The sequence below is a fragment of the Paenirhizobium cremeum genome (assembly GCF_047553425.1).
Classification (GTDB): domain Bacteria; phylum Pseudomonadota; class Alphaproteobacteria; order Rhizobiales; family Rhizobiaceae; genus Allorhizobium; species Allorhizobium cremeum.
In genome coordinates this window covers 260642-283419 of record NZ_CP180218.1, presented here as the reverse complement: position 1 = coordinate 283419, position 22778 = coordinate 260642, and the positions used below count along the sequence as shown (strand labels likewise).

At 65.4% G+C, this 22778-nt stretch carries 11 protein-coding genes; 1 reads left to right on the top strand and 10 read right to left on the bottom strand.

Annotated features, from left to right (window positions below):
* Positions 1-162 precede the first annotated feature (162 nt).
* From ACLBKR_RS21525 to repA, 6 genes are all read right to left on the bottom strand, one after another.
* Positions 163-696, bottom strand: coding sequence for an invasion associated locus B family protein (locus tag ACLBKR_RS21525; RefSeq protein WP_113439221.1), 534 nt, complete (start codon positions 694-696; stop codon positions 163-165).
* Between the two features lie 42 nt (positions 697-738).
* On the bottom strand, positions 739-2523 hold the full coding sequence (locus ACLBKR_RS21520) for a ShlB/FhaC/HecB family hemolysin secretion/activation protein (protein ID WP_414901961.1): 1785 nt from the start codon (positions 2521-2523) through the stop codon (positions 739-741).
* Complete coding sequence (locus ACLBKR_RS21515) at positions 2523-9305, bottom strand: GLUG motif-containing protein (protein ID WP_113487672.1); 6783 nt, start codon at positions 9303-9305, stop codon at positions 2523-2525. Before ACLBKR_RS21515 ends, ACLBKR_RS21520 begins: the two co-directional genes overlap by 1 nt.
* Positions 9306-9546: 241 nt before the next feature.
* Complete coding sequence (gene repC, locus ACLBKR_RS21510; protein ID WP_113487671.1) at positions 9547-10761, bottom strand: plasmid replication protein RepC; 1215 nt, start codon at positions 10759-10761, stop codon at positions 9547-9549.
* A 261-nt stretch (positions 10762-11022) separates the two neighbouring features.
* Entirely contained in the window at positions 11023-12147 is a 1125-nt protein-coding gene (repB, locus tag ACLBKR_RS21505) for a plasmid partitioning protein RepB (protein WP_113339778.1), read from the bottom strand.
* A 2-nt stretch (positions 12148-12149) separates the two neighbouring features.
* Complete coding sequence (gene repA, locus ACLBKR_RS21500) at positions 12150-13400, bottom strand: plasmid partitioning protein RepA (protein WP_113339777.1); 1251 nt, start codon at positions 13398-13400, stop codon at positions 12150-12152.
* A 454-nt stretch (positions 13401-13854) separates the two neighbouring features.
* Between repA and ACLBKR_RS21495 the strand changes: the two genes are divergently transcribed.
* Positions 13855-14142 carry a WGR domain-containing protein gene (locus ACLBKR_RS21495; RefSeq protein WP_414901958.1) on the top strand — a complete coding sequence of 96 codons (288 nt, stop codon included), beginning with the start codon at positions 13855-13857 and terminating at the stop codon, positions 14140-14142.
* Positions 14143-14957: 815 nt separating this feature from the next.
* On the opposite strand, the gene ACLBKR_RS21490 is transcribed toward ACLBKR_RS21495, so the two are convergent.
* Genes ACLBKR_RS21490 through bcsA form a run of 4 tightly spaced genes read right to left on the bottom strand, consistent with a single transcriptional unit; the run spans position 14958 to position 22766 of the window.
* On the bottom strand, positions 14958-17207 hold the full coding sequence (locus tag ACLBKR_RS21490; protein WP_414902077.1) for a cellulose synthase: 2250 nt from the start codon (positions 17205-17207) through the stop codon (positions 14958-14960).
* Positions 17204-18244 carry a glycosyl hydrolase family 8 gene (locus ACLBKR_RS21485; protein WP_113439151.1) on the bottom strand — a complete coding sequence of 347 codons (1041 nt, stop codon included), beginning with the start codon at positions 18242-18244 and terminating at the stop codon, positions 17204-17206. Before ACLBKR_RS21485 ends, ACLBKR_RS21490 begins: the two co-directional genes overlap by 4 nt.
* Entirely contained in the window at positions 18241-20610 is a 2370-nt protein-coding gene (locus tag ACLBKR_RS21480; RefSeq protein ID WP_113448106.1) for a cellulose biosynthesis cyclic di-GMP-binding regulatory protein BcsB, read from the bottom strand. The genes ACLBKR_RS21485 and ACLBKR_RS21480 overlap by 4 nt, the downstream gene beginning before the upstream one ends.
* A complete protein-coding gene (bcsA, locus tag ACLBKR_RS21475; RefSeq protein WP_113448122.1) occupies positions 20607-22766 on the bottom strand; it encodes a UDP-forming cellulose synthase catalytic subunit in 2160 nt (719 codons plus the stop codon). Before bcsA ends, ACLBKR_RS21480 begins: the two co-directional genes overlap by 4 nt.
* Positions 22767-22778: the final 12 nt, after the last annotated feature.

The window sequence follows — 22778 nt, the reverse complement described above, 5'->3', positions numbered from 1 at the left end:
TTCCTTGTTCTCTTTTATGGAAAACACGCGCGCAGGCGCGGCAAAACGGCCGCTGTCGTGGCGGAGACAGCCGTCAGCGATGCGGCGATGCTGCCGCCGAAAGATGGAAAGACGTTATTCGAATGCGATGCCGCGGAGTTTCCGCAGGCCGGAACCGGACACTCAGCCCTTCTGGAGCTCTGCCAGGCGGTCGAGGGCGGCGGCGAAGCCTTTCAGCGAGATGGAAAGGGCAAGAGGCTGCGAGTTGTCGATCGGGGTGGCGGAAACCTTGATCGCCGTGCCGCTCTTCAGCGCCGCCAGGTTTTCGGACGAGAACGTCAACGGCACGAGGCATCCGACAGGCAGGCAGGTAGAGAAGCGCAGTTGCGGAAGAGCCGGCTTGTCGTCGATCTGCAGGCCGGCGCCCGCCTCGAGCTTGAGGCCGAACGGTAGAGCGACGACACCGTTGACGCTGCTGCCCTTGGCAAGCTGCAGCTCGATCGCCATCACCCTCTGGCCGTTCTGCTGGGTCTGCAACTGGGACATCGAACAGATCTTGCCGCCCTGGACGACGTTACAGGCGACGCGCCAGTCCTGATAGGTCTCCTGCAGGGCGTTCGCGCCGCCGGGAAGCGTCGCGGCGGCGTCCTGCGCCTTCGCCGGAACGACGGCGGCAAGTGGCAGGAAAAGGGCGGCGGCCTTGGCGAGTGTCTTCATGTCGATCGTGCTCTTTGTTCTGGAACCGGAAGGGAGACCGCGTCAGTAGCGCGCGGTGATCCTGATCTTGAAATCGAAGTCGCCCGCCTCCCGCTCTCCCTGGTCCGCGAGGGCGAAGGCGGCCGTCATGTTGAGACTGAAATTGTCGGCAATGCCGTAGTCGAGGCCGGCGCCGGCGCTGGCGAGTGAAATGCCATCGTCCGAAACCTTGTTACGGCCAAAGCCGAGATCGACGAAGGCGAAGGGCGAAAGCCGGTCGTTCCCCATCGGCGACAGCACCGGCGCGCGCAGTTCGTTGCGCAGGATGACGCCCGTATCGGCCACCCCGTCGTCCAGGTCGTAACCGCGCACGCCGTCCAGCCCGCCGAGGGAGAGCCGCTCGGTATCGGGAAGCGCCTGGCCGGCCAGCTGGAACTGGATGTCGTTGCCGAGTTCGAAACCGCCGCCGAGTTCGGTGCGCCGGCCGAGGCGACCGGCGAGATAGGCATAGCTGACATCGGTGATCGCGCCGTTCGAAAAGCTGTTCCAGGCGCTGTCGCTGTTGTCGGAAACGATCCCGCCCGGATTGGCCTTGACGTGGATATCGAGATCCGTCGCGCCGTGGGTATCGTCGAATGTCTGGCTCCAGCCGAGGCCGAACTGGAAAAGCGCGGCTTCCGCGCCGCCGATCCCGATGTCCGAGAAGAAGGCATCGCGCGAAAGATGCTTGTATTCCACGCCGGCATAAACCTCGCCACCATAGACGCCGGGCAATATGTTGGACAGCGCGCTGCGATAGTAGAGCGGAAGCTCGACGATGGTGTCGTAGAAAGTGAAGAGATCGCTTTCCTGTCGCGTGGCGATAAAGGCCGGGCTGAATTCGATCGCCTGCCGGCCGGCAAGCGGCACGACGAAACGGCCGGAATGGCTGAGATATCTGGCCCGGCTGCCGTCGTGATCGGGAAAGACGCCCTGAAGATCCTCGAGGAGATCGGGAGATCCCGTCAGCTGATAGGAGCCGAAGGCACCGTCGATGCCGGGAATGGCAAAACCCGCGCCGAGGAAGAAACGGTTGCGATCCGTGCCTTCCGCGCCGGTATTGGCATAGCCGGCATAGACCTGCCAGGGCTTGGCCTTCGTGACGTCCAGCACGAGATCGGAACGGCCGAGTTCGGTGCCTGGAGAAAAAAGGCCCTGCACCCGGCGGAAGGGAGAGCGGTTGAGCCAGGCCAGATCCTCGTTGACGCCGGCAGACGAAATGCGGCTCCCCTCGCCTGCCCGGACCTGCGCGACAAGCCGGCGGGCGCGCTCGCCTTCCACACCCCGCGCGGAAACCGTGCCGAAGCCGAATTCCATCACCCTCAGATTGAGAACGCCGCCGGTGATTTCCTGCGGCGGTATGGTCACCGAAACGAAGGGGTAGCCGGCCTTGCGATAGACGCCGGCGACGGCGGCCTGGCTGTCGGCGATCAGCGATATGGAAAGCGGCTTGCCGAGGAAGGGTTGCAGCGCCCGGTCGAGTTCGGGGCGGAGATCCCGGCCCGCCCCGATATCGCCGACGGCCACGCCGCTGCCCCTGCCGATAGCCGGCTCCTCCCGCGGTCCGATCAGCCGGATACCGGCAAGCGTCGCGCCAAGCGGCCGGTCATCCGCTGCGACGCCTGCCTCCTCGGGCAGCCGGATGGCCGGGGCCGGTCCCGTCGCGTCGGGGGGAAGGTTGCGCTCGACCGCGGACTGCGCAGCCGCAGGGCCGGCGACGGCGAGCGCCACGACCGCCGCGATGCAGCCGAGCCCGCCGCAGGAGACCGGCCGCAGCCGGCCGGAGGTATCGTGTCGATCGATAGGCATTACAGCGATCCGATAATGATGAAGGGACCCACCGACCGGTTGGCGGGATGGGGAACCGGAGCGCAGGCCGCGCCCATGACCGCGCCGGCCCCGCAGGGACCCGACGTATCGACGGTCTGCTCGGCGGGAATACCCCTCAGGCCCAAGCTGAACGGCGCTTCGAAGGCCGCCTGCGGCAACACCGCGTCGGGTTCCGGCTCCGGCTCGGCCGCAGCGACCACCGTCAGCACGCCGCCCACATAGGTGAGCACATAATTGGACGAGGCCGTGAGCGTGCCCTGGCTGATCGCGTAAGTCCCGGCCGGCGAGCCGGAGGTCGCGAGCGTCGCCAGTGCACCCGAAAGCGTATCGCCGCCCGCAAGGCCCATGCCGCCAACCGTATAGCTCAGGGTCGGCACGGCCCCGCCCGCGGCCATGGACTGATTGTCCGCCGTCACCGTCAGGGAACGCGGCGTGACCGTCAGCGCGCCGGCAAGCAAGGAAATGTCATAGCCGAACTGGCCGGAATAGAGCCCATGAAGGGCAAGCGCCCCGCCCGAATAGCTGCCGACATCAGCGCCGGCGGCCGTATAGGCGGCCGTTCCGAAGACCTGCGCCGTATCGTAACCCGGCAGGCTATAGGTCAGCGTGCCGACATTCGTGGTGGTCGTCGTGCCGTCATAGACCTTGGCGCCGCCGCCGCCCGTTATCGTCAGGCTCGTCATGAAGCCGCGCAGCAGCGGCGCCGTATAGCCGTCATAGATGCGCCAGACGGAGCCGGTTCCGCCGGCATCGTCGATATCCCAGCCGGCGGCGGCGAAGGTGGAAAGCGAGGTGAGTTGGGCCGTGGTCAAGCCGGTCACGCCACCTGCCGAGCCTATCCCGACGCCGAGGCTCGTGCCGGAGGTCGTCGTGTTCCAGAAGCCTGCCGTGACAGTGCCGGAATTGTTGCCGATCAGTCCGCCGTAAGGTGCCGCAGCGGATGGCAGCGCGCCGGTGGCGTAGCTGTTCGTCACGCTGCCGCTGTTCACCCCGACGAGACCGCCGGCAACATTGCCGCCGCTGACATTGCCGGTTGCGTAAGCGTTGGCGATACCGCCGGCATTGCTACCGACGAGCCCGCCCGCCGTTGCGGTGGCGCCGCTGCCTGCGGTCACCGTGCCGGTGGCGAACGACGTGGCGACGGAGCCGGTGGTGCCCGCCGCACCATCCACCGTGTTGATGCCTACGAGGCCGCCCACATGGCTATCGGTGCCGCCAGTCACCGCGCCCGTGGCATAGCTTGCCGAAATGCCGGTGGCATTCGCGCCGGCAAGGCCGCCTGCGGCGCTGTTCGCGCCGACGTCGACGGTGCCGCTGGCCCAGCTACCGGTGATCGTGCCGGTGCTGATGACGACCCCGCCGGATGTGGCGGCGGCGTTGTACGCCACAAGGCCGCCCGCATAGGCATAGTCGCCGGCCGTGACCGTCACGGCCGCATGGCTGTTGGTTATGGTGCCGGCGTTCATGCCGATCAGGCCGCCGACATAATGACTGTTGCCGGCCGAGGCCGTGCCCGATACCGAGACATTGCTGACCGTGCCGAAGTTGTAGCTCCCCAGCAGGCCGGCTACGGAGCCCGTGACGGAGCCCGACAGGGCAAGATCGGAGACGGTGCCGTCGATTCTGCCGAACAGCCCGCCAAGGCCTGCCGACTGATTGACGAGGAGGCCGCTTATCGTGTGGCCGGCGCCATCGAGGCTGCCGGTAAAACCGGTCGCGAAGTCACCGATCGACGCAAAACCCGCGCCCGAGTTCCAGCCGGAGGTCCCGCTTGCGTCGATATCCGCCGCCAGCACGAAGTCGTCCGAAAGCAGGTTTGCGGAGGCCATGCCCTGCAGGCCGTAGACGTCGACGATCTGGTAGGGTGTCGCCGCCGAGCCATCGCCGCCCGTGGCGCGCAGGAAGGTGGTGCCGCCGCCGAGGCGGAAGTCGGTGGCGTTGAACGAGGCGAGCGTACCGGCGATCTGGCTCCATGTGCCTGACGTCAGCGAGAAGAGGCCCACATCGATGGCGCTCGACGTGGTGGCCGTACCGGCCGCGGAGATGACGAGCGTGCCGTTGGCGGCGGTAACGGCGCCGCCCAGCGTGATGTCACCGCTGGTGACCGTGGTCAGCGTCAGGCTGGACGTATCCGACCAGGAAATGGCGTCCGCGACGGTGAGATTGCCCCAGGCCGTCAGCCCGACGGTGCCGCTGACGCCGAATGTGCCGCCGCTGTCGAGCGACAGCAGGCCTGCCGAACCGAGATTGGTGTCGAGCGTGTAGTTGCCGGAGGCGTTGAGGTAGACGCCATAACCGCCCGACGTGGTGAGCGACGCGAAGGAGGACGGGGAGAGAAAACCGAGATCGGTGTCGCTGTAGCTGCCAAGCGTTGCAAAATAGCCTGTCTGCGTTGCCGAAAGCGACGTCTCGCCGGTAATCAGATGCGCCGCCGTGCCGTAGATCGAAACGTTCTGCGCGCCGTTGGTGCCGCCGATATCGGAGAAGGCGATCCCCTTTGTCGCTCCGTTGTCGAGATAGGTCAGCACCCCGGTCGAAGCGAGAGAGGAGCCAGGGGCGAGCACGATGTAATAATAGCCGTTGGCGCCGGTGACGGCGCTGCCCATGCCGCTGCCGCCGGAAATGGCGGTCACATTCGCGCCCGCCAGCGCCGTCGTGCCGGCATCGCTATAGGCGGTGCCCGAAACGGCGACCGGTGTCGTTGAATATTGCCATTTGAAATAGGGATAGAGGTTCGTTCCGGTTCCCCAGATGGACGAGGAGAAGCCGGCAGGCAGGCTGCCCTGGAGCTGGGCGGTGGTGCGGGCGGTAGCGCTGCCGGCTCCGCCATAGATGCCGATCGACTGTCCGCTGGTCTGGGTGTCCCAGTAGGCGTTGGTGATTGCCGAGGCGCTATTGTTGTTATAGCCGGCGAAGCCGCCGACCTGGGCGCTACCGGTCACGTAGCCGGTCGAATAGGCATTGGTGATGGTGCCGTGGACGAAATTCACGCCGACGAAACCGCCGATGTTTGCCGCCGATCCCAGGCCGATCACACGGCCGGTTGCGTAGGAATCGGTGATCGTCCCCTCGTTATGCCCGACGAAGCCGCCGATCGGTCCCGCGCTGCCGGTAACCGTGCCGGTGGCATAAGACTGGGAAATCGTTCCACCATCGCCGGTATAGCCGTTGCCGCCGACAAGACCGCCGATATAGCCGTCGCTGCCCCCGGTGCCGGTGACATTGCCCGTGGCGTAGGATTGCGTGATCGTGCCGCCGTTGAAGAGGTAGCCGACAAGGCCGCCGACCTGATAGCCGGCGCCGGTGACGCTGCCGCTTGCCGAGGAACCGCTCACAACACCGCCGTCGACCGCCCCGATGAGGCCGCCGGTATTGGCCTCCCCGGTGCTCACACCCGAGATGGTCGCACTCGCCGATGCACCCGATACCGAGCCGCCGACCATGTAGCCGATGAGCGCGCCGACGTCGTCATTGCCGGTGATGCTGCCGCCGGAGAGCGTCACGTTGCTGATCGTGGCGCCGTTCGTATAGCCGAACAGGCCGACATAATTGGTGCCGGCGCGGTTGATCGTCAGGCCAGTGAGGGTGTGGCCCTGGCCGTCGAAGCTGCCGGTGAAGTTCGAAGTGTCGCTGCCGATGGAAACGAAGCCCGACGAACCCCACAGGCCGCTGTAATACCCGCCGACGGCGGTGAACGCGCCGGTCAGATCGATATCGGCTCCCAGCGTGTAGCTGGCGGTGAGATCGAGCGACATCAGTTGCAGCGCCGCCGCGGTATAGATAACGGTCGAATATTCGCTGCGCAGCATGGGCCGCGTCTCGCCGGCGATCATCACCCAGGTATTGGTGAAATCGAAGCCGGCATAGGTCGCCTGCGTGTAGGCCGAGGCGTTGGAGATGCCGGTGCCGGCGAAGCTGGTGGCCTGCCCGGTGGAATTTATGTCCCAATAGGCGTTGGTCAATGTGAGCGTGCCCGCCACCATTTCCCCGCCGATCAGACCACCAGTATTGGACGGGCCCGTCACCCTGCCGCTGGCATAGACATTGGTGAGAGTGCCGCCCTGGTAGACACTGCCCGCAAATCCGCCGGCGTAGTCGCCGGTTGCGGTGACCGAACCCGTCGCATAGGAATCGGAAACCGAGCCGGCGCGCAGACGGCCGATCAGGCCGCCGACCTCATCTCCGCCGCTGACTGTCGCAGTCGAGGAGGAGCCGGAGATCGTCCCCTGGTCGAACCAGCCGACCAGTCCGCCGATCTGGCCAGCCGTGCCCGTCACGCTGCCGGTCGCGTGCACGTTGACGACCGATCCCAAGGAGACATTGCCGGCGACCGTGCCAACTCTTCCGGCGCCGATGACCGACATGTTCGACAGGGTCAGATCCCTGACGGTTCCCCACAAGACGCCGATCAGTCCGACGGTCGATTGCCCGGGACGGTTGATCGTCAAGCCGTCCACCGTGTGCCCAAGGCCGGTCAGCGTCGTGGTAAAGGATGAAATCGGGTTGAAACCCGCACCGCTGTTCCAGCTTGCCGTGGCCGAGGCGTCGATATCGTTGCCCAGCGCGTAATTCGTGCCGTCGACCATGGCCTGCAGGCCGGCCACATCGTGGATCAGGGTGTAGGCCGTGCCGTTGACGGAAAGCGATGCGCCGCTGCCGGGCAGAGACACGCGGGCGCCGTTGAGCAGCGAATAAGCCGTGCCATAGCCGAGGCTCAGCGCCGCATTCGTGCCGCTCAGCGTCAGATCCTTGGCGATCTTCAGCGTACCGGCGGCAGACAGGCTGACGTTTGCATTCACATGGCTGTCGGCGAGCGCCGCATTGATCGTCAGGTCGCCCGACGTCGTGGTCAGACTGAGCGTTCCGTTCGCCGTGATCGGCCCGGAAACGGTCAGCGCCTGGCTGTTGGTGAAGGCAAAAGACCCCGCAGCGCTTGATGCACCGAGCGTGGAGACGGCATTCCCGGTATTGGTAAGAGCCACCGAGCCGCCGTTGGCGGCGGTCGCTGTGACAGTGCCGGCCGTGATGGCCGCCGTCTGGCTGATGCCGCCGGCGCCGGCGCTGAGGACGAGTGCGCTGCCGGCATTCGATCCCGTGATGGCGGCATTGATGAAGACGCCGCCCGTGCTCGCATCCGCTAGCAGCGACAATGTCGTGGCGGCTGACCATGATACCGCAGCGTCCACGGTGATGTTGCCGGCTTCCGAGCCTCCGCCGTTTGTGGTGATCGCGACGTTGCTGCTCGAAAGGTAGGAGCTCAGGGTCGTGTTGTTGATGTTCGCGCCGCTGGTGGTGGGCTGCACGTTCCACGGGTCCGACGACATGGTCACCGAGACGTTGCTGGAGCCGGACGACGAAATGGTGATGTTGTAGGGATCGATGAGCCAGGTGCCCATGGCCCCCTGTTCGGAGAGTGTGGAAATGGAGACATTATCGCCGAGCAGCAGGTTGTGCCCCGAGGTTTCCACGAGGCCGCCAGCCGCGGTACCGGCGCCGGTCGCCGAGATCGTGCCGTCGAAGACCGTGGTGTCGTCCGACCATACGACAGCCCGCCCCCCCGCGCCGGCGGTGCCGTCAACGCGGATCACCGCACCCGCGGCAACCGCCACCTTGTCGGCCGTCGCCACGTCTTCGTCGAGGAATTTCGTCGCGGCATTGTACCCGCCCTGGTAATCGCCGCCGATCAGCACGGTACCGCCGGTTGCGCCGGAGGCATCCACCGTCGCTGCCGAGCCAAGCGCGATCCTGTCGCCGGTCACGACGACCGTGCCGCCTGCGCCGGTGGTGCCGGTTGCCTCGACCGTGCCGTTGATGATGACATCGCCGCCGGAAATACGGATATCGCCGCCGCTGTCCGGCCGCGCCTGCGGAACCGGCACCCGCGTCGGCAGGCTGGCGGACGCCGTTTGCTGGCGGGTCGCGCTGAGCTTGCCGGTGACCTCGACCTTGCCCCCCTCCCCCGCCGTCAGGAAGATGCGGCCGTCCTTGCTGGTGACGCCGGTCGCCTTGACGACACCGCCGGTATTGCCGGCGAGCGCATAGACATTGCCGCCATTGGCGCGCAATTCCGCATTGGCGGCCGCAATCGTGCCTGAGTTCGTCGCCTCGGTGTCCGAACCGCCAACCACCACGGCAAAGAGGCCGTTTTCGTCAGCCTCGTCCTTCGCCAGGATCTCGTAGCCAGCGAGAAGCCCGACCGTGCCGTTCTCGGCGGTGATCGTGCCGGAATTATCAACGGCCCGAGCGATCAGCGCCACGTCGCCGGAAGCCGAACTGATGGTGCCGAGATTGACGACGCTTGCCTTCGACTGGCCGGCAAAGGTCATGGCCCCGCCGGCGAGGAAATCCGCGTCGGAGACATCATGGCTGGAGCCGTAAAAGCTGCCGCCCGTCGAAATCGTCCCCTGCCGCCCGACCACAATGCCGGCGGGATTGATAAGGTAGAGCGAGCCCGTCGCGGTCAGGGAACCGTCGATCTGCGAGGCGATATTGCCGTTGACCCGGTTCAGCGTCGCGCCCGCGCCGTTGTCGAAATGGACGGAAGCTCCCGATCCGATCGAGAACCCGCCCCATTCGATGATGCCGGTCAGACTCGTCTGGTTAATCAGGAGGCCCGAGGGAAGGCTCTCGATCGAACCGGAACCCTGGGTGAAGTCACCGCCCGAGGGCAGGACCTGCTGCGACAGCGCATAGCCCGGCATGGCCACTGTCGCAAGGAGAGCCGCAAGATGGCGTCGAAAAGACCGTGTCCTTGTCCCCATCCCGAAGCAACCTCCCCCTGAAAGCTTTGAATGAAAAAGAAAAATATAGTTCCGCCATAACACGACGAAGCGGCAGTAATTACCGTTGCAACGACGGTTAGGAACGGACTTGCTTCCTGTCAAGAACTACATTTGGGCCCAACAGCCGCGCGTGATCTTTTCCTTATACTTGTGCAGGACGAACACACCGATCGCTGCGGCAGCAACGAAGAGGCCGGCGAGCGGACACTCCCGCTAGCCGTCACTCCCGCGTCCTTTCCAGCGCCTGCAGCATCGGATAGACGCTGAACGCCGACTTTTCGGCCTTTGTCGTGAGATCCCGCAGATAGCCGCCCGGCGAGCGGATGGTTTCCGCCCGTTCCAGCATGACGGCGATCACCACCGCCGCCGCCTGCTCGCCCATGGCCGCCTTCGCCTTGCGCCAGGCATCCGGCGAAACGCCGAGCATGGAGCGCACCAGATCCGCGGTTTTCACGAGATCCGACCAGTTGCGGATGCCGTCTCGGGCATAATCGGCGATCTGCGGGCACAATCGCCGCAGCCGGTCGAGGCTGACCGCCATTTTCCGCTCGGGTGCGGCCTCCATCGTCGACCGGGCTCCCGCCGTATTATGTTCATCGCCGCTTATTTCAAATGATTGGTCGGTGTTTGAATTCTGAATATGGCGCTCAGTTTGAAGATCATTGGCGCTCATTTCTTCTTCCGAGAGGCTTGAAAGATAAGCGTTTTCCACTTCAGCCCTGAGCCGCAGGAGTTCCGTGCGGCGCGCCTCCAGCGCATCGAGCCGGGCATTGCGTCCAAGACGCCCCGAGATTGCCGCAAGGCGCTCCGCCATGGAGAGCCAGTCGCCTGCCCTTGCCTCTTCCAGCGCACAGGCGACGATCCTCGAAATATCCCGCTGGTGCAGCGTCACTTCGCTGCGCAATGTCCTTGCGGCCCGCTCTTCCTGACGGGCAGCTTCCGCCGCCGCATGGATTTCGCCGGCGCGCAGCGCCAGCGGCGCGAGGTCGAAGCCGAAGGCCTCCTCCACCAGCCCGCGTTCGTCCCGCAGGCAGTAGCGCTTGCCGTTGGCGCTGTCGCGGCGAATGACAAGGCCGGCCTCCACCAGAACCGCCAGATGCCTGCGGATCGTCGCCGGCGCCATGCCGCGGGCACGGACCGAAAGTTCGCGATTGGACGGAAAGACGATGATCGGCGCACTGCCGTCGAGTTCCCGATCGTTGTTGAAGGAGACCAGGGCTTCCAGCACGCAGATCGTGCGGTCGCCAAGGCCAAGCGTGCGGCGCGCTTCGGTTACCGCGCGCAGCAATTGCCATTTGTCGGCGCGGCCGCTGTCGTTGCCGCCCTCGCCCGCCCTGAGCTTTTCCTGGCGCTTCGCCGTCTTTGCCTGGTTGGCAAAAATGCGCGCACTTACCCTGCCGCCGCCGAAAGGCGTCGTCACTATCCGTTCCATCATCGTCAGGTCCCTTGTCTGGAGACAAGCCGGACCCGTCGACGTCGCCATTCAGACGGACGCAGTTCCACATTTCGCAGGACGGTTCGTCCGCGACTCTTGACTTTGACCTTCGGAAGTGATTCTCTCGAATTGCTACATAGAAGAGGGCTTCCGGAATGGTGACGTTTTGGGGGCCTTTTTTCTTGTCTCTGCGCTTCCTTTCCTGGTCTTGCAATCGTCGTCGGCCGGGCTATCCGCCGGCCGAATCGCTGTTATCCGGGTTCACGTCCCGCCATTTCCCTCGGCGGAGTGCTCCTCGATGAATGCCGCGTAGTCTTCGTTCAGCCGCGCGCTCAGCCGGTCGATGAAGGCCGGGGCGACATCCGCCGCGAAATCGATCTTCACCGCCCTGCCCCGCCGTTCGATGCGTGCGAAGAGCCGGCCGTCGGGCGTCTTCAGCTCCAGCGGCGCTTCTTTTGCCTTGGGACGCAGATGCACGGGCAGCGCCCGGTCGAACAGCATCTGGAAACGGGCGTCGCTGTCTGCCGCGCGGAAGCGTTCCGAGGCGATCTCGTCGTCCGCCTTTTCGATCTCCGCGCCATTGCCGGTGAGAAAGATCTCGCCAAGCGCCATCCAGCGTTCGCGCCCCGCCTTCGGCGCGGGGCCGATGGCGCGGATGAACCGCACGGGAACCGCATCGGCCACCTGCAGCAACCGCGAAAGCTCGCTCTTCTGCACTGCCAGCGCATCGCAGATCAGCTTGCGGTCGAAGCCCCGCTCTTCCAGCGAACGGGCAAAGACCGCCCGCTCGATGAAGCTCAGATTGCGCCGCTCGGCATTTTCCTTGCCCTGGGCCAGAACCAGTTCGTCGTCGCTCAGCGTCCGGACGATCGCCCTGACGGGCTGTCCGAGCCTGCGCGCCGCCTTCAGGCGCCGGTGCCCGTAGGCCACCTGGTAGCGGTCCGGCGTCTCGCCATGGGGACGAACCAGGATCGGCACCTGCTGGCCGGTCTCGCGCATGCTTTCCACCAGCAGCAGGAAATCCGGATCGTCCCGGTCCTCGTCGCTCAGCCGGTCACTGATGAAGGATGCCTCGATCTTGTCGGGGTCGAGAGCGAGGATCCGCTCGCCGTTTTCCAGCGCCTCGCGAAGCGCCCGCGCCTCTTCCATTTCCCGGCTGATCGAGGTCAGCGTCAGTCCCATCGTGCGAACCGCGCCGGACGAGGCCCGGCCGGGCGCTGCCGGCGCCGCCGAAGGTCCGGCAGGCTCCGCCTCGGGCGGCGGCTGAACGGATTTCGTCTCGGGCGCCCGCACGGCCGGCGCTCCACCGGCCTCAGGCGCGGCCGTGGCCGGCAGTTCGCCGCCGAAAAGGGCCTTCAAAGAATTCTTGCGATCCCGTCCCGCCATGCTCATCGCCTCCATGCCGCCTGAACGAGCTGCTCGATCTCGCTGTTCACCGCGTCGAGCGATTCCATCGCCCTGTCATAGGTGCCGCGCGAGAAATTCTCGCGGCCGACCTCGTAGAGCGTCTGCTTGGTGAGGCCCGCATCGGAAATGGCGGTGGATTTCAGCATCGTCGCGGTCAGCACGCGATTGCCGAAAAGCGAGCGCAGGAAGCCGACGATCTGCGCCTGCGGCGCATCGTGCGGCTCGAAGCGGGTGACGAGATAACGCAGGAAGTCGAAGTTCAGCTGGCCGCCGGCTTCGCGCACGACGCCGAGCAGGTCGGAGGTCATGAACAGGAACTGGCTCATTGAGGCGACATCGAGCATCTGCGGGTGCACGGTGACGATAACAGAGGTCGAGGCGCACAGCGCCGACAGCGTGAGATAACCGAGCTGCGGCGGGCAGTCGATCACCACGACGTCGTAATCCTCCGCCACCTCCTCGAGGGCCGCCTGGACGCGGGTGAAGAAAAGCGACGTCGCATCGCCCGGACGGCGGGCGGCGAGCACCCGCGGCGTGGCATGCTCGAATTCCTGCAGTTCGAGATTGCCGGGCACCAGGTCCAGATTGTGAAAATAGGTCTTGCGGACAATGCCCTTCAGCGAGCGCCGCTCGTCGTCATAGCGGATCGCGCCGTAGATCGTATCGTTGCCGGCAAGGTCGAGTTCCGGCTGATAGCCGAAGAGCGCAGAGAGCGAAGCCTGCGGATCGAGATCGATGGCAAGCACGCGGTATCCCGCCATGGCGAGATGCTGGGCAAGATGCACCGACGAGGTGGTCTTGCCGGAACCGCCCTTGAAGTTGGTGACCGAAATCACCTGCAGGTGTTCGCCGCGGGCGGGATCGCGCCATTTGACATAGGAACGGGCCTTGGCCGTGTTGCCCTTGGAAAGGGCCTGCTCGGCGAGATAGTGGCGCAGCGCGTCGATATCGGCGAGCGAATAGGAGCGGCGGCCGCCGGCGCCCACCTCGGGCTGAGGTCCCTCTCCCGCCAGCGACAATTGCCGCAGGTAGCCGTCCGAAACGCCGACCAGCCGCGCGGCTTCCCCGGAGGAAAAGCTGCGCAGCGTCTTCTGCGACGTCGGTGCGAACAGCCGGTCGCGCATCGCCTGGAGCTGAAGCGAAAGCGCATGCGCGTCCTCGGCGATCGTTTCATCGGCCGGACGCAGGCTGGACGCCTTTTCTTCAACTGCGGGGTCTGACGGCGTGGCCATCAACTGTCTCCATCCTTTTCTTCGTCAACGGAGCCGCCTCTGGGACACGACTGCCGCTCACGTGTATTCTTGTTCCATTCTGCGCGATTCTCTGTTTCGCGCATATACGCAGGAGCTGAAACCTACAGGCCTCTTGCAGATTTACGGAAATTCTCTTCATCTGCGTCCTTTCCCGTAAAAGGGTTGGATGACGCTCCGAGTCGCGTCAAGCCCTTTTTGGTTAACGAAAACTTGCCGCCGGGAGGCTCTCCCGACGCCCTGGATGATGATCCCGTTCCGGCCGACGGGGATGAAACGGCATTGCCGGCCCTGTTTTCACAGCACTCTTTTCTGCGGCCATCCCCGTTTTCGCACCGTTGACAGCTGTCAACAGCGGGCCGGCCTGCCCGCAGGCCGGCAACGATAGGGCATCAACAACATGAATCTATGACGCCGGATCGATTCGGAAAAATCATTGGACCCGAAAATCGCCCCGTCCGACAATGGCGGCATGACGAACACCTCGCTCTTCCATCTCGAACGGCGCGATCCGGCCCGCAACATGAAGCGCTTCTACCGGCTGGCGGTAGAGCGCGATCTGTTCGGCGAGATCCTGCTGGTGCGCGAATGGGGCAGGATCGGCAGGCAGGGGCGCCGCAGGATCGAGCCGCAACCCGACACGGAAGCCGCCCTGATGCGCGCCTCGACGCTCGCCCGGGCCAAGCGACGGCGCGGCTATGTGGAAATTCCCTCCCCGGCATAAGGCCCTCCCCGCGCCATGCCCGGCGCTGTTGCGTCTCACACCACGGCGGCCGGTTCGTTCCGGGGCGCCGTGGAGAGGCCCGCCGGGAGAAGGGGGCGCTGTTGACAGCTGTCAACAGTGCCCAGCGCGGATGTGAAGGCAGGGCCTGGAGCCGCAAAGGCGTCTGCCATTCTCCCTTGTCGCCGGCGACCGCGCTATTTCCCGCCGCAGGCCCCGGCGGCTTCCTCAGCGCCCCGGAGCGGAGTATCCCAAGCGAACTCCCCAGGGCCCGAACAGCAGCCGTTGACAGCTGTCAACAACACCGTCGCAGGCGATGATCCGTTTCCCGCCGGCAAAGGGATCGCCGATACGTGGCCCAGTCCGCCGGTCGCCTCGGCCCATGCGGGAGGGAAGGGGAGGCCGCGCCATCTCTCCGGCGGCGCGTGGGCTTAGACGATGCCCGCCGCCGGACATGTCCCAAACCGGGTCAATCCATGAATTCCGGGTAAACGATGCCTCCCGGCAGGGGTGCTTTAACCGATTGATAACCGGTATCTTTTCTATTTCCGCCGGACCATTTACATTGGATTTTAGAAATATAAAGCTGGTCCTGCCATTCAAACAGGAGGACAGCATGAAGGCTGCGCCGGATTACGGACTGATTGGCGTGACGGGACTGGCACTGATGATCTTTGCCATTCTCGCCCTGTCGGGGATCACGCCCTAGTCGACGGCCATGACGGCGTCGACGTCAGAAAAAGAAGCCCCGCTCCGGCGGGGTTTTTCATGGCCGCGATAAACGGAAAAGGACCGGACGACACCGCGCCTCGAAGCCCTCAATGCTGCGAGGAGCCGGCCATGTCGGCAAGGCCGCGCATGGCGTCGCGGTTGCCGGTCTCGGCCAGCGCCTCGAAGATACGGCGGGCATCGCCAGGCCGGCCGAGGTTCATCAGGCTGTAGGCCCGCAGGATCATCAGGTCCGTCGGTTCGGGCTTCAGCATGCTGCGCTGGTCCAGATAGACAAGGGCCTCGCGATAGCGTCCGGAATCGAAGGCGGAAATCGCCCTGTTCGAGAGAATGGCGATCTGCAGTTCCACCGATCGCTCCGGCCTCTGCGGCGCTTTGCTCGCCGCCACCGCCGCGCTCCCGGTGAGACCGAGCCGCAGATAGGCGAGGCTCTGGCCGTAGGCGGCGTCTTCGCGGATGGCGGTCGAATTGCTCGCCAGCGCGATCTCGAAAGCCTCGGCGGCCTCCAGCGGCCGGTTCATGTCCATCAGGCACCAGCCGCGCGCCACCGCCTGGGCGGGCGCCAATCCGGCAGCGCTGCCGGTCACCGAGCACCCCGCCCGCCGGCCGGCCTTTGCCGGTTGCCGCACGGAAGTGCCTTCTGCCGGACCGGCGGGGGACGTTGCGATCTCCCCGGCCATGGCCTCACGCCTCGGGGCCTCTCCGGCCGGAGCTGCCGTCGCGGGATCGGTCGCCTTTGCCGCGGTGCGGCCCGTGAGCATTCCAAGATGTGCTATGCGCTCGGATCGGCCGGCCCAGGCGGCCTGGATCTCCCGCACGCCGGCGCGGTCGTTCAGCTGCTGCCGGGTAATCGCGAGACCATAGGCGGACGGCTCGTCGTCCGGCTTCCATTGCAGGGCCGTCTCGAACCAGCGGGCGGCCGTCTGCCACTGATTGAAGGCACGGGCATACCAGCCGAGCTGTTGCGCCGTCGGCACGTAATGTTTCTCCAGCACCGTCGTCGCCACGCGCTGCAGCACCTCGGCGGAAACGGAGGGGGGCGGGTCCCCGGCCAGAAGGTTTGCCGTGGTGGCGAGATAGGTCGCCGCCGCCTCCTCCGATGCGTCGCGCCAGCGATACATGGCGTCCTCCGCCTCGGCGGGCGCGTCGCGGGCGATCAGCACCAACGCCAGCCCCTGCGAGGCCGACGCCGTATCCTGCTTCTGGCGGGACGCGCGGAACCATTTCTCCGCCTCGGCCATGTCGTTGCGGCGCAGATAGTACCAGCCGAGAAGAAGGCTGTCCGAAGCAAGACCCTCGCGTTCCGCCAGGCCGCGCAGCCTGTCGAGATAATCCGCCGCGATCGTCAGCTCGGGCTTGTCGTTGGCATCGGCCACGAAGCGGCGGGCGAGATCGTCGCGCAGCGGATCGAACTCGCGCGCGCCGCCGGCGCCGGTCTTTTCGAAGGCCATCAGCGTCTGCACCTCGCCATAGGGCAACAGAGCCGCCGCCTTCTGGACGGTCGCGATCCGCTGCTGCGGATCGGTGCAGTTTTTGAGGATATAGCCATAGGCGTCGACGCCGCGCTGCGCCCGGTCGGTCAGGACGAAGGCCTCGGCCACCCGCCAGAGCACGTCGACATCGCTGCAGTTGAGCAGGCTGGGATTGGCAGCGCCGATGGCAATGACCGTCGCATACTGTTTCAGGTCGGAGGCATTCACCAGCCGGGTGCGCGCCTCGGCGACGGCGAGCCGTTCGATCAGGTCGGCGGGAGGCTGCCAGCCCTTCTCCGCCGTTTGCCGCTCGGCAATCGCCCGGCGGACCTCCGCATAGCGGCCCTGCGAATAGAGCTGCCACATGGCTTCGAGCTGCCTGTCGCCGCCGACGGGAATGGACAGGGGATCGGAAGGGGGCGTCCAGTTCGGATAGAGCGCCCTCAAGCGGGCGATTTCCGCCTGCAGGCGCGCGGTGTCCCCCCGGCTGGCGAAATAACGCAGCGCGCTGAGGTCGGGGGCAGGAGCGGGGGCGGGGGCGGGGGGCGTGCCGGTCTCTGCGGGAGCGTTTGCTGCCGGCGCATCCGCCGCGGGCGCCTGGGCCGAAAGCAGCGGCTCGCCTCCTCCCTCGACGGTGAAAGGCTCGACGGGTGCGGCATCCCGGTTGCGCGCCTGCTTGGTCGCACGGATCTGTTCGGCGATAGCCTCCGGGTCGATCTGGGCGGTCATGCCCGGCAGCCGCGCCTGCCGCTCGCCGGCTGCGCCGTTCGCCGAGAGCAGCGGTTGCGGAGTACTGCCGTCCGTCACCACGGTGACAAGGCTACCTGCCACCGCGGCTGCCGAGAGTATCGACAATGACAGTTTCAGAGACACTCCGCGTGGTTCTCCCTGACGAATGCCAACCCCAGCAGTTGCAAGGTGGACGGATAATAATATTCCGGCTCGAAACGGAGAGCCGCCGCCGGCAGTTTCGTTCCATCCATTACACACGCCACAATATGGTTAACGATCTGATAACCATCGTCATCCAGCACGGTCTTGGGCCTGCCGCTCGGCAGATCGACGATAGCCGGCACGCCCGTACCCGCCGTCATGCCCGCCTGCAGCCGCCGCAGCAACGCGGCGTCATCGATGCCGGCGCGCAGCAGATAGAGCGGTATCCGGATGGAGTTATAGGAAAACTCCGGATCGAAGCCGGCGGCGGGTTGCGGCTGCCGCTTCAGGCTCACCCAATCGGCCGGCAGCCTGGCAGGGCCGAACTGCAGCGAGGAGAGAAGGGCGACCCCGTCCTGCGACAGACGGGTCCACTTCTCCGATGGGGCGAGGAGATTGAGCACCGGCAGGGCCTCGAACACCCAGTAGGACGGATTGACCACCGGCCCGTCCTCCCGCTCGCCGGCTGAGAATCCGGATACGCCGGGCAGCAGCAGCGTCCGCCCGCCCGAAACGACGACGGTCTCGTCGAGAATGCCCTTGGCGATGCGCGCGGCCGCGGCGATGTAATCGGGCTGTTTCCAGCTGGCGCCGGCCATGGCCAGCGCATAGGCGATCAGTATGTCGCCATCGGTGGCGTTGTTCGGGTCCCTCACATGCGGGGTGGAGGCGGGGTCCCATTTCCACATGGCAAGCCCGTCGTCCCGCAGGAGCAGCTCGGTCTCGGTGAAGTACCAGATCTGCTCGAAATCCGTGGGGCTGGCGGCGAGATAGGCCAGCAGCAGGCCGTAGCCCTGTCCCTCGCTGTGGCTGACATTGCCGTTGGCGTTATCGACAATCCGGCCGCTCGCATCGAGGAAGCGGGATTTGTAGAGCGCCCACTCGTCGGCGCGGACGCGCGGTTCGGCGGCATTCGCCGGCAATGCGAGGGCGAGGGCGAGGGCAGCGGAGGCAAGGACACGGCGTCTCATCGCCTGCGTCCCGTGCTGGAAAGCAACGACGCCGTTACGATGCCGAGCAGCAGCGACAGGGCGATGAAGGCAACCGCATAGGACAGGATATTGGTCGAGAGCCAGTTCGCGGCGATCAGCCGGTAATTGCCGAGCGACGGCGGAACCGTCTGGACGAAGCCGAAGCGGTTGGCGGGAAGGGAAGACACCGCGCCGGTGCGGTCGAGCAGGGTCAGGCGACCGGCGATGCGGCCCCAGTTGACTTCGCGCGCGATCGCGGTGGCGCCGTCCCGAAGGTCGGTGGAGGTGGGGGCGGCAATCACCGTCCAGGCTGCGAGCCCCTGCGGGCTTTCGGATTGCGCGACCAGAAAGCTCTGGCGCGCGGTTGGCGCGAATTCCTGTTCCGACTGCGGCAAGAACTGCAGCGAGGCGAAGGAGAGGTCGAAATTCCGGCTCACCCATTCCTGCAGCGCGCTGATCTGGCCGCGCCAGGCGCCGCCGCTGACGCGCGAGCGCCACTGGTCGAAGGTGGTCGCGGTATCCGATACCTGCGTTTCCACCCGGCCGTCGGTGCGCCACGCCATTGCGCTCGTTGCGGAAATGCCGAGCTGCGTCAGTACCTTAGGCGCCATTTGCGACATCGTGCCGAGAAAGATGGCATTGCGCTCGCCGACCGCGCTCGCATTCGCGGCGACGTCCACCGGGACCAACCGGCCGGAGACCAGGGCCAGACGTCCGAGCACCGTCGCGGCGGCGCTCATCGCATCCGCGTCGAACCGGTCGACCGACAGCACGATCGGATCGGCAGACTGATTATAAGGAAAACCGACGCCCGATAGCGCGGAAAGGTTCGGGTTGCTGCCGATGCGCGCAAACCGCGGCATCTGCCATTCCGACGTATCGAACAGGGCGAAGCGGGGTTCCTTTGAGGCGGTGGCGCCGGGCATGCATTCCTCGTCTTCGCGAGCGAGGAGCACCGTCTCGATGGCAATCGCGTTCACCCCCGGCCTGATGTGCCTGAGCGGCACCTTGATCGGAAGATGCCGGAGAATGCCCCCATGCGACGAGGTGATCGGAACGGTGGAAGCGATATTGCCGTTGATATAGACGTCTATATGGCTACCGGGCTTAACGTTGCTGGCAAAGGCGGCATCCAGCAGCAGCACCGCCTCGCCATAGGCGTTGGCGTAGAAATCGGCCGGCACGGCGATGTTGAAGCGGACCCGCAGTCTTCGCCCGGGAAAATCCACCGTCTCGACACCGAGTTGCGATAGCGCGACCTTCTCGCCGCCGAAAAAGAGCGGCGCATCGGGAACGGCCCAGCGCTGTGTCGAGATAACGTCCCGGCGGACATCGGCAGGCTGCCCGGTCGCCTGAACGAGCGTGTCTATGGCGCCACGGATCGCCTCCCACGAAGGACCGGAGAGGACGAGCTGATCTGCCCCTTGCGCATCGGGAACCACCGTCGCGATGGCCGAGACGCCGGCCGCCGCCGGAAGGTTCGGAAAGACCGGCTGCAGCTCGGCGGCGGTGCCTATGACGATCCCCATCCTTCCGGGGCCTGCCTTGGGCATTTCCGAGGCAGAAAAGGCGAAACTCTGGTTGGGCATGCCGGACATCAGCGCGAGCCCCTGCACGAGACGCATGACCGGGGAGGTCACCCCCGGCTGTCCGAGCGCCGGCATCAGGATCTGGAACGTCGTGCCGCCGGCCTCGTCGAAGCCGATGGCGCGCACAGTCTCGCCGATCGAGGTCGCCTCCGCCGGCGGTCCCCCGAATTCGAGATAGGTCTGCTTCGGGTCCAGCGTCGCCCACAGATCATAGGTCGAACGGACGTCGCAATCGGTGCGGTGACGCTGCGATGCGCGGATGTCGATCTGGTTGGCGCCCGCATGCAGGATGGCGCGCGGGATGTCGAAGACCACGCTGCGGACGGCGTCCGGCGAGGAAATATTCTCGGCGGCGAGGCGATGACCGTTGATGGCGACCGTCAGTTCCGAAGCTTCCGGCGCAACCACGACCGCATTCTGATAGGCAAACCGCAGCTTTGCCGGGCCGCTCGCCTCCGCTTCCGTCAGGTAGACCGACCACGTTCTCCGGTCGTATTCGCCGGCGAGGGTAAATTCCGGTCCCGGCAGGACATATTTGCGCCGGACGGTTTCCGCGGGAACTTCGTCCGGCGGCTGCGGAAGAGGGGAGGGGGGCGACGCCGGGCCCGCCTCGTCGGCGGGCGGCGGAAAGACGAGTTGCGGAACGGGCGGAAGCGTGCTCTCCGGCGGACGCTCCGGCGTCATATCGAAGGGCGCCGTTTCCTGTGCGTCGGCAATCGTCGACAGCAGCGACAGGATCACGCAGGCGCTTGCGAGGCGGGAAAGCTTGACGGTCATGCCTGAGCCCTCCGCATGCCGCGCAGGAAATAGACCAGGCCGCGGCTGGTCTGGTACATCGAAAGGCCGAGGAACCAGATGGTGCCCTGGAGAAGCCCCGGATTGCGCCGTCGTCCCTGTTGGAACTCCTTCCATTGGGCGGAATTGGCGAAAATGAGGTCGGCGATCCAGCGGTGGTCGCCTGCGCTGGCCGGTGCGTACTGGCAACCGACCATCACCGCATCGCCGCTCACCGTGGCATGGCGGACGGTCACGGGAAGGAGGGCCTGTTCCTCGCCGCGATGCGGCTTGAAGCGGACCATGGCCGGGCCGCCCTCGCGCATGCCCGGAATATCCCGGCTCAGGACCTGAACGCGCACGCCGCCGGCGGAAACGTCTTCGATCGAGGCCAGGAACCATTCGTCTCCGACGCCGAACTCGCAGCGGCGTCCGACCCTGAAACGCCTGGACGACGCCCGGTCCTTGCGTTCAGACACCACGCCCAGCGCGCAGCCGGCCATGATGAGGTTGAAGAGGTTCCAACCGCCGACCACCAGCGTCACGTCGGCATTGTAGGGCTCGGTATAGATCCGGTAGGCCGCAACGATGAGAGCGACGAAGAGCGCGGCGAAGATCACGAAGAAGGGCCGGCCGATTTCCGACAGGCGGCTGACCGAAACAGACTCGTCCTTGGCCGTGACCTTGAAGGTCGGCTTGCTCGGATTGAGCATGACCGAAATAACGGCCGGCAGCAGGTGGACCGTCTGGATATATTCGTAGAGCTCTGAAATCCACGGCCAGCGGAACGAGCCGTAGAGATAGTTCTGCATCATCAGGTTCACGATCATGTAGGCGAGCGTGTAGGCGAGGAATTCGCCGCCGGAGGCGGTGAAGATCTCGAGATCGAAGAGCAGATAGAACAGCGGCGCAAACAGGAAGATCGTCCGCGGAAAGGGGAAGAGCCAGAACAGCGTGGACGACATGTAGCAGAGCCGCTGCGGCAGCGTCAGGCCGCGCTTGAACAGCGGGAAGCGGTAGCGCAGGATCTGCATCATGCCCTGGGCCCAGCGGCTGCGCTGTCCGATGAAGCTTGCGAATGTCGCCGGCTGGAGGCCGGCGATCAGCGGCTTATCGACGTAGATGCTGTTCCAGCCCTGGCTGTGCAGCGCAAGCGCCGTCTCGCAATCCTCGGTGATGCTGATGCCGCTGAAGCCGTCGGTGGTTTCCAGCGCCTTGCGGCTGAGCACGGCCGCCGAGCCGCAGAAAAAGGCGGCGTTCCACTTGTCGAGACCGCGCTGGATGATGCCGTAGAACATCTCGTTCTCGCTCGGCATCGATTCAAAGGTCTGCAGGTTTCTTTCCAGCGGGTCCGGATTGATGAAGAAATGCGGCGTCTGGACGAGAAACAGTTTCGGGTCGTCCTCGAAATAACCGACGGTTTCCATGAGGAAATCATGGGCCGGCGCGTGGTCGGCGTCGAACACGGCGACAAGTTCGCCCTGCGAATGCTTCAGGCCGTTATTGAGATTGCCGGCCTTGGCATGCTCGTTGCGCTCGCGGGTCAGGTAATTGACGCCGAGTTCGGCGCAAAGCGCCCGAAGCTGCCGGCTGCGCGCCACGGCGGCTTCCGCCTCGCGCATGTTGGCGGAGTTCTGCTTCTGCTGCGTGCCGCCGTCATCGAGCAGCCATATCGTGAGCTTGTCGTCCGGATAATCCATCGACTTGGCCGCAGCCAGCGTATTGGCGAGCAGCACCGTGTCCTCGTTATAGGACGGCACGAAGACGTCGACCGTCGGCAGCCGCGTTCTGTCGAGCGCATGTGCCGAACGGGAGGGCAGGGGCATGGCGACGATGAAAAGGCTGAGCGCCAGCATCATGACGCTGTACATTTCCGCGAGATAGAGCAGGAGGCCGGGGATGAAGTTTTCGAGCTGGTTGACCGGCGGCAGCGTCTCGGTCGTCCGCCAGTAGACATAGCGCAGCACGATCGAGGTGCCGAGGGCGAGCGCGATCAGGCGCCATTTGCCGCCGGCTTTCAGAACCTTGATGACGGCCATCAGCGTGACCACGGCCAGGCTGCAGATCAGTTGTGCCTGAAGGCTGACCGGAAGGGTAATCACCCCGATCATGCACACTGAAATGACGGCCCATAAAATCATCTTCCGGGCTACGAGCATTGACATCCCTTC